Raw genomic sequence first — 14518 nt, forward strand, 5'->3', positions numbered from 1 at the left:
ATTAGTATATGGCGTCTTCTTTAGATAAGTCAAATCAAAAAGGATTTGGAACTGCTCCCGTTTTTTTTACATCAATTAGTACTATTCTTGGTGCAATCTTATTTTTAAGATTTGGCTATGCGGTATCTAATCTCGGTTTGTTATCAGCCTTCTCTATGGTTTTAGTTGGGCATTTGGTAACAATACCTACAGCAATGGCAATTTCTGAAATTGCAACAAACCAAAAAGTTCAAGGTGGAGGTGTTTATTATATTATTTCTCGTTCTTTCGGTATAACGATAGGAGGTTCAATTGGTATTTCATTATACTTATCTCAAGCTATTAGTACAGCATTTTATATTATAGCATTTGCAGAAGCATTTAGACCTTTATTCCCATTGTTAGAGCCGTATGGGTTACACGATATTAATCTAAGATTTATAACAATTCCTTGTACAATAGGTCTTATAGCATTGGTAATTTATAAAGGGGCCGATTTAGGTATCAGAACATTATACATTGTTGTTGGTATACTGTTTTTATCTTTGATTTCCTTTTTTGTTGGCACAACAGAATTTTCAGAAAATTTAGTTAAAATTGATTGGAGTGGTCATATAGAAGGGGGAGATAACTTTTTTAAAGTATTAGCAATTTGTTTCCCTGCCTTTACAGGTATTGCAGCTGGCGTAGGCTTGTCAGGTGATTTAAAATCTCCAGAACGATCAATTCCAATAGGTACCATGTTAGCAGGGATTTTTGGAATGGTAGTATATATGCTTGTTGCTTATAAATTATCTATCTCAGCATCGTTAGAAGATCTTGCAAGTGACCCTTTAATAATGACTGACATATCTGTGTGGGGTCCAATGATTCCTATTGGTTTAGCCGCTGCAGCATTATCATCAGCTATTGGGTCAATATTAGTTGCACCAAGAACATTACAAGCAATAGCAGAGGATGAAGTGCTTCCTAATTCGTCATTAAATCAATGGCTTGGTTTTGTAAAGAAAGATTCAGGAGAGCCTTTACACGCATCATTAATTACATCTGTAGTTACAATAATTTTTGTACTTATTGGTGATATTGATATTGTGGCACAAATTATAACAATGTTCTTTATGGTAACTTATGGTGCAATTTGTTTGATATCATTTTTAGAGCATTTTGCTTCAGACCCTGCATATAGACCAGTATTCAAGTCAAAACCAATCATCTCTTTAGTAGGAGCATTAATGTGTTTGTATTTGATGTTTAAAATATCAGTTACATATACTTTTATAGCCTTGGTATTTATGGCACTTCTTTACCAAATGGTGAGGCATTTTACACCAAACAAAGAGGGGTTAAAAGCAATTTTTCAAGGTGTAATATTTCAATTAAGTAGACAGTTCCAAATTTTCTTGCAAAAAACAGAAAAAGATGATGTCGAAGATCATTGGAGACCTGCAGTGGTTTGTGTGAGTAGAAATACTTTTAAACGTTTCTCTGCATTTAATTTAGTTAAATGGATTGCTCATAAATATGGCTTCGCAACGTATATTCATTTAATTGATGGTTACTTATCAAAAGAAACAAACAAAAATGCTCAAAAAGATTTAGAACGATTAATTAAGATTTCTGAAGCAAGTGATTCAAAAGTATATTTGGACACAATGATTAGTCCTTCAATGACATCTGTAATTGCACAAGTAATTCAGTTACCAAGTGTTGCTGGTAAAGAAAATAATATGCTAATGTTTGAGTTCTCAAAAAACAATTCAGACGATGGCTTGAAACAACTAATTGATAATTTTAAATTGATGTCTGTAACAGGTAATGATATCTGTGTACTAGGCTCCGATGAAAGAAATTTTGGCTATAAAACTGAAATTCATATATGGTTAACACCAAAAGATTTAGAAAATGCCAATTTAATGATTCTTCTAGCTTTTATTATTATTGGCCATCCTGAATGGAACAAGGCTAAAATTACATTGTTAGCTTGTTTTCCAGATGCTGAATTAGAAAGTAGAAGAGAACAAATTTTGAACTTGATTAAAACAGGGCGATTACCAATTTCTAAAAATAACGTAAGGTTAATTTCTAGAGCAGATAATGTGGATATGAAAACTGTGATTAATAGTACATCACAAGATGCTGATTTGACTATTATCGGTTTAAGATTGGAAGCTGCTAAGAAAATAAACGAACAAGTATTTTACGGATATGATGATATTGGAGATGTATTATTTATACATACTGCAAAAAGAAAAGATATTTCGTAAATTTATTGAATAGAGTGATTGGTTATTTTACTAATCACTCTAACATAATACCATAAACACTATATAAACACCACCAACCATGACTTACTATTATCGACTAGGGAAAATTCCGCCTAAACGACATACTCAGTTTAGAAAGGAAGACGGTTCTTTGTATCATGAAGAATTAGTCAGTTCTTTAGGTTTTTCTGGTATCTATTCAAATATATATCACAAAATACCGCCAACTAAAGTAAAAGCAATAGGAGAGCGTATCCCTTATGGGTATACTTTAGATAAGGAACATGGCTTAAAGATGGCTCACTTAAAAACATCAGAAGTCTATGTTACTGGTCAATCTTTTATGGATGCTAGAGTACCTTTGATGGCAAATAATCAGACAATAATTTCAATTTGTTATCCAGAAAATCTTCAATCAGATTCATATTTTAAGAATGCAGATGGTGATGAATTAATCTATTGTTATGAAGGTATGGGAGAGATGTTATCTCAATTTGGTCTATTACCGTTTAAGAAAGGGGATTACATTGTTATTCCAAGAACTACAATTTATAAGTTAAAGAGCTTAGAGAAATGTAAATTTCTAATTGTTGAATCAAAAGCACCAATAGAGACAGTAGGAAGATATAGAAATGAGCTAGGTCAATTATTAGAACATTCTCCGTATTGTGAAAGAGACTTACATCCACCTACACATTTACCAAAGTCCAATAAGCATGAGGAGTACAAAATCTTTATTAAGAAAGATGATTATCTTAATACCTATGTATATGAACATGATCCACTCGATGTTATAGGGTGGGATGGTTTCTTATATCCATATACATTTTCAATATATGATTTTGAACCAATAACAGGACGAATACATCAACCACCTCCAGTGCATCAAACATTTCAGGCAAGAGGTGCGTTTGTTGTTTGTTCTTTTGTACCGAGGTTATTTGATTATCACCCTAAGAGTATTCCAGCACCATATAATCATTCAAATATAGATTCTGATGAAGTTTTATTTTATACTGAAGGAGAATTTATGAGTAGGAAAGGAATTAAACAAGGAGCATTCACATTACATCCAGGAGGAATTCCACATGGTCCACATCCTGGTACTGTAGAAAAAAGTATCGGTAAGAAAGGGACCGAGGAATATGCAGTGATGATAGATACTTTTTCTTCTCTATATATAACTGAAAAAGCAAAAGAGTATCTTGATAAGGAGTATCCATATAGTTGGAATGATGAATAAAAAAATGGCTAACAACGTGAGTTGTTAGCCATTTTTTTATTCTGATTAGTCAATTATTGACTCTTCTTTTTTGGAATATTGAGTGATTGCAGATAAATCATTTTCATTTATATAATTATATAAACGAGTATAGCCAATATTTAAAAGTCTACTGATTTTTGCAATACTTTTACCTTCATCTAAATATTTTTTGATTAGATCTTTCTTTCTTTGAGCAATCTCTTTTCTATGAGATTGGCCCATTTTACGAATACGATCTAATTGTAATGGTCTTTGTTCAAGTAAGCGTGTAGATTTATCCGCTTGAGTTTCCCAGAATAAGTTGACAGGATTAAGATTTTTATAATCCCAGTCTCTATATGCTAATTTATGAGCCTTAGATGGTTTTAATTTAGAAAGGTCTCTTAAAATCACTTCTGCAATAGCCAATGATTTCCATTTACCATCTTCATTTACTCTTATAAATAAGCAAGAACCATTATCTGAAATTCTATGGTACTTGTTTTTATATTTGTAATACTCATGTCCATCCATAGGTTTTTCTGTAGTTTTTTTAGAAGCCTTACAGCTTTTCACAAACTTTTCAGAATAATCAGGGATGTATTTTCTTTTAGTAGCAAATCGAGTTTTTAAAGTACACCATTCAAGATTAGTAAATTCATTATTTGATTTATTACCATCTTTATGGATTACAATTTGCCCTTCTTCAGTTGGTTTATCAAGAAATAACTCTGCAACAAGTCTGTGAACATAAAAAGATTTCTTCTTTCCTTCGACTTTACAGTCAATAGATAAATAACCACCTCCTATGTCTCTTCCTTTAATTAATTCTCCTTTTTGAGAGCGTGCGTAAGATTTAACTCTTCCTTGATTGCTTATTTCGTATTTCTTGTCAGTAAAAGGCAGTTCTGCCCAAATTTCTGAAGTTTTGGTTTCGGGTGAAGTAATTTCCATTTTGTTTTGTCTATTTTAGATAGTTTGAAAACCGTAGTATTTTTTTAGATTACCAATAGGATGGTACTATTAATAAATAATTATCAAATAAAAATGATAATATTATTTTGCTTTGAAAGCTAAGTAAGATAAAACGTCACCAAATGAGTTAAGAATCTTTTGTGTTGGCTCGTCTATCTTTTTTCCTCTTGTTCTGAGTAATAATAAACCAAAAATCCCATTTATGCAAATTTGGATTGGATTAGTAATTAATCCATCTGCTATTTTTAGATTATTATTTATATGAGGTTCAGCTACTGCGTATCTTGATTGATACTCCTTGTCATTAACTATTAGATCATTATGAAGCTTAGTGATTTTATCAACTTCATTTTGAGCAAGAGAGCAATGTCCTTCTTTAGTTACTTCTTCTTCTTGCATTAAAGTGTGTAGATCTTTATGCCATTGAAGAACATCTTGTTTTTCTTGTTTAGAAAGTTTTGAAATATGATTTATTACGTATTCTTCAATATCCTTAAAATTGAAATCAAATGCTCGTAATAACTCTTCAGATTGGTAAATATAAATAATATACTCACAAATATTTTGCTCTTTCTTTTGATCAGCAATTACCATGTCCTTTATTAAATCTTTAGCATAACGTGATATTTCGTTATATGCAGCAAATGTAAAAGGGAAACACCTGATAAAACAAGTATTTCCCTTTAAATATTTATGTATTTCTTTAATTTTTTCTTTTCATATTTAACACTTCTTGGTCTAGCCTCCAAATTGCTTCTTGCATTTCTGTAAGAGAATTGGCTTCTTCATTATCAGGAAATTCTTTAGATATATGAGCTACCAAACGCCAAACTTCTCTAACATCATGTACATCGACTTCGTAAGGAGAGTAACGTAAGTTAGTAGACTTCAGAATAAAGCTATTATTATTTGTAATATTATTGTAAACTTTTTTGAGAACAAAACCATCGTTTCTTGTAGTTACAATACAGACAGTTCCTTCTTTAATATCATTCCAATCATCAATATATTCGCCAATAATAATAGTGCCTTCATTTAATGGCGGCATAGAATCTCCACTTATTTCAAAAGCTCTATAGGTTTTACCCTTAGGAAGGAAAGGTAGAGTGTATTTAGGTAGGTTTTTAAAGAAACCAATATCAGAATATCCAGATGCATATCCAGCTCTTGCTTTTTCAGGAATAAAAACGATATTTTCTTCATCTTTATCCTTATCCATTGGAATGGCAAGTATCCTTAAATCTTTACCAGATGTATGGTCACTCACATTCTCTTTTTTAAGAATGTTTAATTTATCTAATTTATCTAACTCTTGAGTTAGTATTTGATCAATTGGAATATCAAAAAAGTTCGATATTTTCTCTAACCTTTTATAATTAGGTTCAGCTCGTCCATCTTCATAAGACGATATAGCACTTCTAGATACGTTGTCGTCAGCTGTGCTTAGAGCAGTTCCTAAGTCAGTCTGGCTTAACTTGGGTTTATGTTGTAGTCTTAAAAACCTTAGGTTTTGGCCAAATTTTGTGATTTCTTTCGACATATGATAATTTTTTATACGAGGGAATACTAATTATTTTGACAAATTATGATATTAAACATTAAATGTCAAATATTTTATCTAAAAAGGGGTTTTTATTGATTATTTTTCTCTTAAAGTATAATAATTACACATTTGCAGGTGTTTTTTCCTCGTTGTACTAAAAATACCATCCTGTTTGCATACGATTCTTCTACGAATATTTATACCTTATTTAATAAAACGTTTAAAATCATAACATTTTTAAACATCTATCTTTATTGTAATTCTTTAATAAATTATTGAAGGGGCACATAAGTTATTTTAATAGAGTTAGTTAGCCCTAGTCTTTATAATTATATTAAACTGTAATATTTTCAGTTTTGCAATCAATCAATTCAGTTATATTTTCTATCTTTAAAAATACAATAATATTATTTTGACTAAAATTTTTTATTACTCTAAAAATCTAATCATTAATTATTGTATTTAAGTGATTCCAAATAATAAAAAACTTCTAAAAAATCTATGAAAGGTTTTCTTAAAACAACTTTTGCAGTTGTTGTGGGTATATGCTTGTTTACAGGAATATTTTTTGTCGGTGGACTTGTATTCTTTGTTGGTCTTGCGGCATCAACAAGTAGTTCTCAGCCAGTTACCATTGATCAACATTCTGTATTAGAATTAAAATTATCTCAACAAATTGCTGAAATAGGAGAAGTAGATCCTTTTGAGTCTTTAAACTCAAGTTATTTCCCATCCAAAGGATCGGCAAGTCTCCATGAATATTTAGACATTATTAATAAAGCAGCGGCAGATGATAATATATCTGGTATCTATCTTAAAGGAGGTTATTTTGGTGGTAGCATGCCAATGGCTGTAGAAATTCGTGCGGCTTTAAAAGCTTTTAAAAGTGAGGGTAAATTTATTTACGCTTACGCTGATAATATTTCAGAAGCTGGATATTACATTATTTCAGAGGCAGATAAAATTTATTTAAACCCAATCGGTGATTTAGAGTTTAATGGTTTGTCTTCTGAAATACTATATTGGAAAGACTTTTTTAAGAAGATTGGTGTTGAACCTGAAGTTTTTAGAGTAGGTAAATATAAGAGTGCTGTAGAACCATTTATGACTAATAAAATGAGTTCTGCCAATAAAGAACAAATTTCATCTTATCTAAATAGCCTGAACGATATTTATTTACAAGGTGTAAGTGATTCAAGAGGTATTGCAGTTGAAGAGTTGAAAGAAATTTCTAATAAAATGAAAATTCGTTCGTCTGAAGATGCTTTAGCCTTAAAGTTTGTAGATGAACTTACTTATGAAGATGAAGTAACAACGCAATTAGCAAGTGAACTTGATTTAGAAGATAGTAATGATATTTCTTTTGTGAAGTACAACAAATACAAAGATGTTACAGATCCTAGATCAAGACAATTAGGTGAAGGAAAAGTTGTTGTTCTTTCTGCAGAAGGGGAAATAATTTATGGAAAAGCAGAAGGTGGATCGAAAGCTATAGCTAATGTCGACCTTGTAAAAGAAATAAATGATTTAGCAGATGATGATGATGTAGATGCAGTTGTATTAAGAGTAAACTCACCAGGTGGAAGTGCTTTATCATCTGATATTATTTGGAGAGCTGTTCAAAATTTAAAAAAGAAAAAACCTGTAGTAGCTTCAATGTCTACTTATGCAGCATCTGGAGGGTATTATATCTCTATGGGGTGTGATAAAATTGTTGCTTATCCAAATACAATAACTGGATCTATCGGAATTTTTGGACTAGGTTTTAATCCTTCAGAATTAATGCAAAAGAAATTAGGTATCAAAAGCTATGCAGTTAGCACTGGCGAGTTTTCTAATTTCCAATCTATGCTAGATGATTTTTCTGATGAAGATTTCGATATTATTCAAAAATCTGTTGAGAAAGGATACAAGGTATTCACATCAAAAGCTGCCGAAGGTCGTCATATGAAAATAGACGATTTATTAGCTGTTGCTCAAGGTAGAGTTTGGACAGGTATTCAAGCTAAAAAAGTAGGTTTGGTAGATGAGTTGGGTGGTTATAATGAAGCGATTAAAATCGCGGCTGATCTTGCAGGGTTAGAAGAAGGTGATTATAAAGTCAAATATCTACCTGGTGAAGTAGATTTCTTCCAAGAAATTTTAAAAGGAATGGATATGGAAGTACAATCTAGAGTAAAACAAGCTGTACTTGGAGAATACTCAATCAAAATGGATAAGCTGACTAATTGGATGCAATCTTTGCAAGGTGTTCAAGCAGCAATTCCATACTACGAGGAAATTGAAGGGTTTGAAAGACCATAATTGATCTGATATCAAACTCCAAAAATAAACAGCCACAGATTATTATTTAATTTGTGGCTGTTTTCTTTTTATAGAATATGTAAGTTGAGATCAATAAATTGGTAAATCTCATCTACAGTGAAAATGTCGAATAATTTTTCAGAAGTAATAAGCCTCGGACCTCTGTTATCAATGGTAACAGCAAGTCTATCTTTTAGCATATTATTTAAATAAGGTTCAGTTATATCCCAATTACTTTGGTAGCTTAAATCTGCCAATAAATTATTTTGTTCTTTTTCTTCAGATTCTATAGGAGATATAGTATCAAAAGGGTAGTGCTTATCAAGTAAAAGTTTATAAATTCTATTTACTTCGATAACCGCACTTGTATCTTGATTTAAATAATTAAGCATTGCTTTAAACCATAATAAACCTGTGAAATCTTTATTGTCACTAATGATGATAACATTGTACCAATAGCTATTAAGATTTTTGGCTAAGATTTCCATGAATACGCCAACTACCCAAGTTTTTTTTGTTCTATGCTTCTCGTAACCTTTTCTTTTAATGTCTTTTAATGATTGCTCTAAAGCCTGAAGAATATCATGTTTTAGGTCATCAATAAATATATCTGTAGAAGGAAAGTGTTCTTTAGCATTTTTTTGCCATGCATTAAATATTGATTGCCCTTTCTCTGGTAAATTTAATAGAGGTGATATATCCATAATTAATAATGATTTTCTACAAAAATACGTGTATTATCTTATTAATACTTGATTTAAATTTAGATGTGTCAATAATTCATGATAATATAATTTATTTAATAAGTAGAATGAATTAAAAATGGCCCATTTATGCTTTACAGTTGATATTAATACGCAATTATGAATTTATCATAACTACGTAAATGAGATTTAAGAGAATAAATTTAAAATTAAAAATAGTTAGGTACGCTATTTATTAAGGTGTATGGAATGAATTTTACAAATCCTTTGTTATTAGGTTAGCTAGTAGAAATTTATACTTTTTCAAGAATAACATTCATTGAAAATACAACTTATAGTAAAACTTTTCATAACGGTATATCTGTTGTTATATTGTTATTAGATAATTTCTTTACTGATACCCATTATACTAATATGAAAAATACTTTCTCATATTCTGATCACCTAACTCGGTTTATAGAACGCATATATGAAATAAAGGAGAGTCACAATATCCAGATATCCCAAGCTGAATTAAAAGCAACTGCTTTAGAAATGGGATTAACTGATTTTGAGTGGGATCAAATGCAAGACCTCTTCACGTCTCACTTTTCAAGAGCGATGAGTTATCACAAGTATAAAAATTGGGATGATGCAATCAGCGAGTTAGATCAAGCATTAACCATTAATCCCTTTGATGAAAAAACTCTATTCCTAATGTCATCTTGCTATGCAAACAGGTATTATGAAGGAGAAGAGAGAGAGGATAGAGAAAAATCAATTTTATTTGCCAACAAAACACTAGAAGTTAATCCACTTGATCAAAAAGCACTACAATTATTAAGTTCTTTAAAGAAAGAAGCTCGACAAAGAAAAATAATTGAAAGAGAATCTATAAAAACATTAGTAGTTGCATGTTCATTTGGAGCAATAATTTTTACTGCATTAGCATATTTATCTTTTTCAAATACGTTAATGACAAGCGCTATTCCTTTTGAAACTGCAAGAGCATCTGTAGATTTAAAAACAAATGAATTTACCCCAGATGTAGAGTATCAGAATGCAAGTATAGATCATGAAAACAGTTATTTTTACCTTACAGAAAATGTAATTAAAGTATTTGAAAGAAAAGCAGCATTAGTTTTACAAGGAAAGTTTTCTGAGAGAAATAATGCAGGTGTATCTGTAAGATGGAAAGATATAGAAGGTAATATTGTTCATTCAGAACATTTTACTCCTCAGTATTTAAATGATATCAAAGACCCAATAAATGATAAGTTTAAATTGATCAGGTTCTTAGAGTCTGAAAAAGCAATTGCTATTGCTAAAGTACATATAGTGATTGATTAGTTTACTGTTAAACATTAAGCCTAATTATTAATAATTGTATCATTTTTATAAAAAATTGCACCCGTTTTTGTGTTAAATGGATGTAAAAGTCTACATAAACCTATTATTTTGATGAGATTTTTAAGTAAATGTGTTGAAATAGCAAATTAACCGTTACTTTTGAGGGCATTATTGGGCAGTTGAAATCAATTACGCAAAAATGGTACTCTTTTTTCGAGGCAATACAAACAACGTATTCGCAGTACACGCCGAACAGGCGCTTCCAAAAGAAAATTTAGAAAAACTTTCTTGGTTATTCGGCAACGCTACGTTGTGCGAAGAAAATTCTTTAGACGGCTGGTTTACAGGACCCCGTAAAGAAATGTTGACTCCTTGGAGTACAAATGCAGTAGAGATCACACAAAACATGGGTATAGAAGGATTAATCCGTATTGAAGAATTTCTTCATGTGGAATCTGAAAAATCTGCTGATTTTGATCCTATGTTACAAGCATTGTATGAAGGACTAGATAGTTCAATCTATACAATTGATGTCGAACCTGAACCTATCCGTCATATTGAAGATATTGTATCTTACAATAAGGAGGAAGGATTAGCTTTAAGTGATGATGAGGTAAGCTACTTACAAGAAGTAAGTGTTAAACTGAAACGTCCTTTAACTGATTCTGAAGTTTATGGATTTGCTCAAGTTAATTCTGAGCATTGTAGACATAAAATCTTTAACGGAATATTTGTGATTGATGGTGAAGAAAAACCTACATCGCTTTTCCAGTTAATTAAAAAGACTTCAAAAGAAGCACCTGATAATATCGTATCAGCGTATTCTGATAATGTGGCCTTTATTAAAGGACCTGTTTCAGAACAATTTGCTCCTGTAACTCAAGATAAACCGGATTTCTTTGAAACAAAAGATTTCGAATCGGTTATCTCTTTAAAAGCAGAAACACATAACTTCCCAACTACTGTAGAACCATTTAATGGTGCAGCAACTGGATCTGGTGGTGAAATCAGAGACAGGGTTGCAGGTGGTAAAGGTTCTATGCCTTTAGCAGGTACAGCAGTGTACATGACATCGTACTCTCGTTTAGAAGAGAACAAACGTCAGTGGGAGCAAGGAATGGAAGAAAGACCATGGTTGTACCAAACACCAATGGAAATTCTTATAAAAGCATCTAATGGAGCATCTGATTTTGGTAACAAATTCGGTATGCCTTTAATCACAGGTTCAGTACTTACTTTTGAACACGAAGAAGCCGATAAAAAGCACGGTTTTGACAAAGTAATTATGATGGCTGGTGGTATTGGTTATGCAAAAAATAGAGATGCATTAAAAGATACACCTGAAAAAGGAGATAAAGTTGTTGTAATGGGTGGTGATAACTACCGTATTGGTATGGGCGGTGGCGCCGTATCTTCTGTTGCAACAGGTGAATTCTCTAACTCTATTGAGCTTAATGCAATTCAACGTTCGAATCCAGAAATGCAAAAACGTGTGTACAATGCTGTACGTGCGATGGCAGAAAGTGACGAGAACCCAATTGTATTGATTCATGATCATGGCGCAGGTGGACATTTAAACTGTTTATCTGAACTTGTAGAAGAAACAGGTGCTAGAATTGATGTTGATAAATTACCTGTTGGTGATCCGACATTATCTGGGAAAGAAATTGTTGGTAACGAATCTCAAGAAAGAATGGGATTGGTTATTAATGAAAAAGATATTGAAACTTTACATCGTGTATCAGATCGTGAACGTGCTCCATTCTACGTAGTAGGTGAGACAACTGGCGATATGCAATTCACTTTTAAAGATTCTAAAACAGGAGAAGCTCCAATTGATATGCCTTTAGAGTATATGTTTGGTAAAGCTCCTAAAACAATCATGAAAGATACTAGTATTGCACCTAACTTCTCTGAAATAGAAGTAGAGGCGACAAAAGTACATGAGTATCTAAATGATGTTTTACAACTTGAATCTGTTGCATCAAAAGATTGGTTAACAAATAAAGTAGACCGTTCTGTAACAGGTAGAGTAGCAAAACAACAAACTGCAGGCGCATTACAGTTACCTTTAAATAACGTGTCTGTTATGGCATGTGATTTTAGAGGGAAGTCTGGTATTGCAACTACAATAGGGCACGCTCCTGTAGCGGCAATGATTGATCCTGCAGCTGGTTCTAAAATTGCTATTGCAGAATCTTTAACTAACCTAATTTGGGCACCACTTGCTCATGGTTTAACAAGTATATCACTTTCAGCAAACTGGATGTGGCCTTGTAAAAACGAAGGTGAAGATGCTCGTTTATATAAAGCAGTAGAAGCTTGTTCAGAATTTGCAATTGAGTTAGGAGTTAATATCCCTACAGGAAAGGATTCACTTTCTATGACTCAAAAGTATGGTGATGAAAAAGTGTATTCTCCTGGTACAGTAATTATATCTACTGTAGGTGAAGTTGATGATCTTAAGAAAGTAGTCGAACCTGTAGCAAAAGTTGGTAAGAAATTAGTTTATATCGATTTAGCTCAAGACGGTTACGAATTAGGTGGTTCTACACTTGCTCAAGTATTAAATAAAGTAGGTACTAAGGTATCTTCTGTTCAAGATGCTAAATACTTCTCAACTGCTTTCGAAACAATTCAAGCATTAATTAAAGAAGGTCAAATAGTATCAGGTCATGATGTTTCTGCTGGTGGTTTATTAACTGCTATCTTAGAAATGACTTTCCCAGAACAAAATATTGCATATAATGTAGATTTATCAGATTTAAATTCTGATAGTCTTACAAATGTATTGTTCTCAGAAACTGCATCTGTAATATTCCAGGTAGAAGACGAAGCTGTAGCAACTAAAGCTTTAGATGCTGCTAATGTTAAGTATTCAGTTATTGGTGAAGCAGTAGAAGGTACAAATACAACAGTTGCATTCAATGGTACTAACTTATCATTTGATGTTGCAGCTTTACGTGACGTATGGTATAAGACTTCTTATTTATTAGATAGACAACAAAGTGGAAGTGATTTAGCTAAGGAACGTTATGATTCTTATAAAAATGCACCACTTCATTACACATTCCCTAAAGGGTTTGAAGGTAAACTATCAGATTATAAGATAGATGCTGATAGAAAAGAACGTACAGGTGTTAAAGCCGCTATTATTCGTGAGAAAGGTGTAAATGGCGATCGTGAGATGGCTTATTCTATGCACTTAGCTGGTTTTGATGTAAAAGACGTTCATATGACAGATTTAATTGCTGGCCGTGAAGATCTTACAGATGTTAATCTTATCGTTTTTGTTGGTGGTTTCTCAAATTCAGATGTTTTAGGTTCAGCTAAGGGCTGGGCAGGGGCATTCTTATATAATGAGAAGGCAAAACAAGCATTAGATAACTTCTATGCAAGAGAAGATACATTAAGTTTAGGTGTATGTAATGGTTGTCAGTTAATGATTGAATTAGGTTTAGTGACGAAAGGTCATGATCAAAAACCTAAGATGTTACATAACGAATCTCATAAATTTGAATCAGGTTTTGTGAATATTGAAATTCCACAAAACGAAACAGTGATGTTAAGTTCTTTATCAAATACTCGTTTAGGTGTGTGGATTGCACATGGTGAGGGTAAATTTGATCTTCCTTACGGAGAAGAAAAATATAACATTGTTGGAAAGTATGGATATGAATCTTATCCTGCAAACCCTAATGGTTCAGCTTATAATGCTTCAGCTTTAGCTTCTGATGATGGTAGACATTTAGTGATGATGCCTCACTTAGAGCGTGCTATTTTCCCTTGGAACTGGGCACATTACCCAGAAGATAGAAAAGGTAATGATGAAGTATCTCCATGGATTGAAGCTTTTGTTAATGCTAAAAATTGGGTTGCTGAAAAAGTAGGTCAATTAGAAGCTTAATATTAAGTTAAATATAAAAAAACCTTTTGATGATTATCATTAAGAGGTTTTTTTATGACCATTCTTTTTTAGAGCCTTATTTCCTTTTCCTTGGTCTTTTTGCTTGTAGATTAGAAAATAAAACATCATGATTAATATTAATATTTCTCCCATGTTCTAAGTTTTATGATTTATTTTCTTTTTTAACCAAGGTCTAAATTCCAAATATAAAGTGCCAATAATGAAACTATTAACTCATTCAATTTGATTAATGTTTGAATTAAAACTATT

General features: G+C 31.9%; 9 protein-coding genes. 5 read left to right on the forward strand and 4 right to left on the reverse strand.

What is annotated here, in order from left to right; translation table 11 throughout:
• Window positions 1–8 precede the first annotated feature (8 nt).
• Window positions 9–2243, forward strand: coding sequence for an APC family permease (locus tag KM029_RS02980; protein ID WP_144075296.1), 2235 nt, complete (start codon window positions 9–11; stop codon window positions 2241–2243).
• Between the two features lie 79 nt (window positions 2244–2322).
• Complete coding sequence (locus KM029_RS02985) at window positions 2323–3486, forward strand: homogentisate 1,2-dioxygenase (protein ID WP_144075297.1); 1164 nt, start codon at window positions 2323–2325, stop codon at window positions 3484–3486.
• Window positions 3487–3531: 45 nt separating this feature from the next.
• Here KM029_RS02985 and KM029_RS02990 read toward each other — a convergent pair whose 3' ends face one another.
• The 3 genes from KM029_RS02990 to KM029_RS03000 all read right to left on the reverse strand — a co-directional run bounded on the left by KM029_RS02990 (window position 3532) and on the right by KM029_RS03000 (window position 6001).
• The gene (locus KM029_RS02990) at window positions 3532–4440 is read right to left on the reverse strand and encodes an NUMOD4 motif-containing HNH endonuclease (protein ID WP_144075298.1); all 909 of its coding nucleotides are present in this window, start codon (window positions 4438–4440) and stop codon (window positions 3532–3534) included.
• Between the two features lie 102 nt (window positions 4441–4542).
• Window positions 4543–5055 carry a DUF4924 family protein gene (locus KM029_RS02995; protein ID WP_144075299.1) on the reverse strand — a complete coding sequence of 171 codons (513 nt, stop codon included), beginning with the start codon at window positions 5053–5055 and terminating at the stop codon, window positions 4543–4545.
• A gap of 109 nt (window positions 5056–5164) precedes the next feature.
• Window positions 5165–6001, reverse strand: coding sequence for an XRE family transcriptional regulator (locus KM029_RS03000; protein WP_144075300.1), 837 nt, complete (start codon window positions 5999–6001; stop codon window positions 5165–5167).
• A 504-nt stretch (window positions 6002–6505) separates the two neighbouring features.
• Here KM029_RS03000 and sppA point away from each other — a divergent pair.
• Entirely contained in the window at window positions 6506–8308 is a 1803-nt protein-coding gene (sppA, locus tag KM029_RS03005; RefSeq protein WP_144075301.1) for a signal peptide peptidase SppA, read from the forward strand.
• Window positions 8309–8376: 68 nt separating this feature from the next.
• Here the strand turns inward: sppA and KM029_RS03010 are convergent, their stop codons facing one another.
• A complete protein-coding gene (locus tag KM029_RS03010) occupies window positions 8377–9012 on the reverse strand; it encodes a hypothetical protein (protein ID WP_144075302.1) in 636 nt (211 codons plus the stop codon).
• 414 nt (window positions 9013–9426) lie between these two features.
• Between KM029_RS03010 and KM029_RS03015 the strand changes: the two genes are divergently transcribed.
• Together KM029_RS03015 and purL are read left to right on the forward strand one after the other, a co-directional pair.
• Window positions 9427–10341: a hypothetical protein gene (locus KM029_RS03015; protein ID WP_144075303.1), complete on the forward strand. Its 915-nt coding sequence runs from the start codon at window positions 9427–9429 to the stop codon at window positions 10339–10341.
• A 199-nt stretch (window positions 10342–10540) separates the two neighbouring features.
• Window positions 10541–14248 (forward strand): phosphoribosylformylglycinamidine synthase, encoded by a 3708-nt coding sequence (gene purL / locus KM029_RS03020; RefSeq protein WP_144075304.1) that lies wholly within the window; start codon window positions 10541–10543, stop codon window positions 14246–14248.
• Window positions 14249–14518: the final 270 nt, after the last annotated feature.

Source organism: Flammeovirga kamogawensis (genome assembly GCF_018736065.1).
In the GTDB taxonomy this organism is placed as follows: Bacteria; Bacteroidota; Bacteroidia; order Cytophagales; family Flammeovirgaceae; genus Flammeovirga; species Flammeovirga kamogawensis.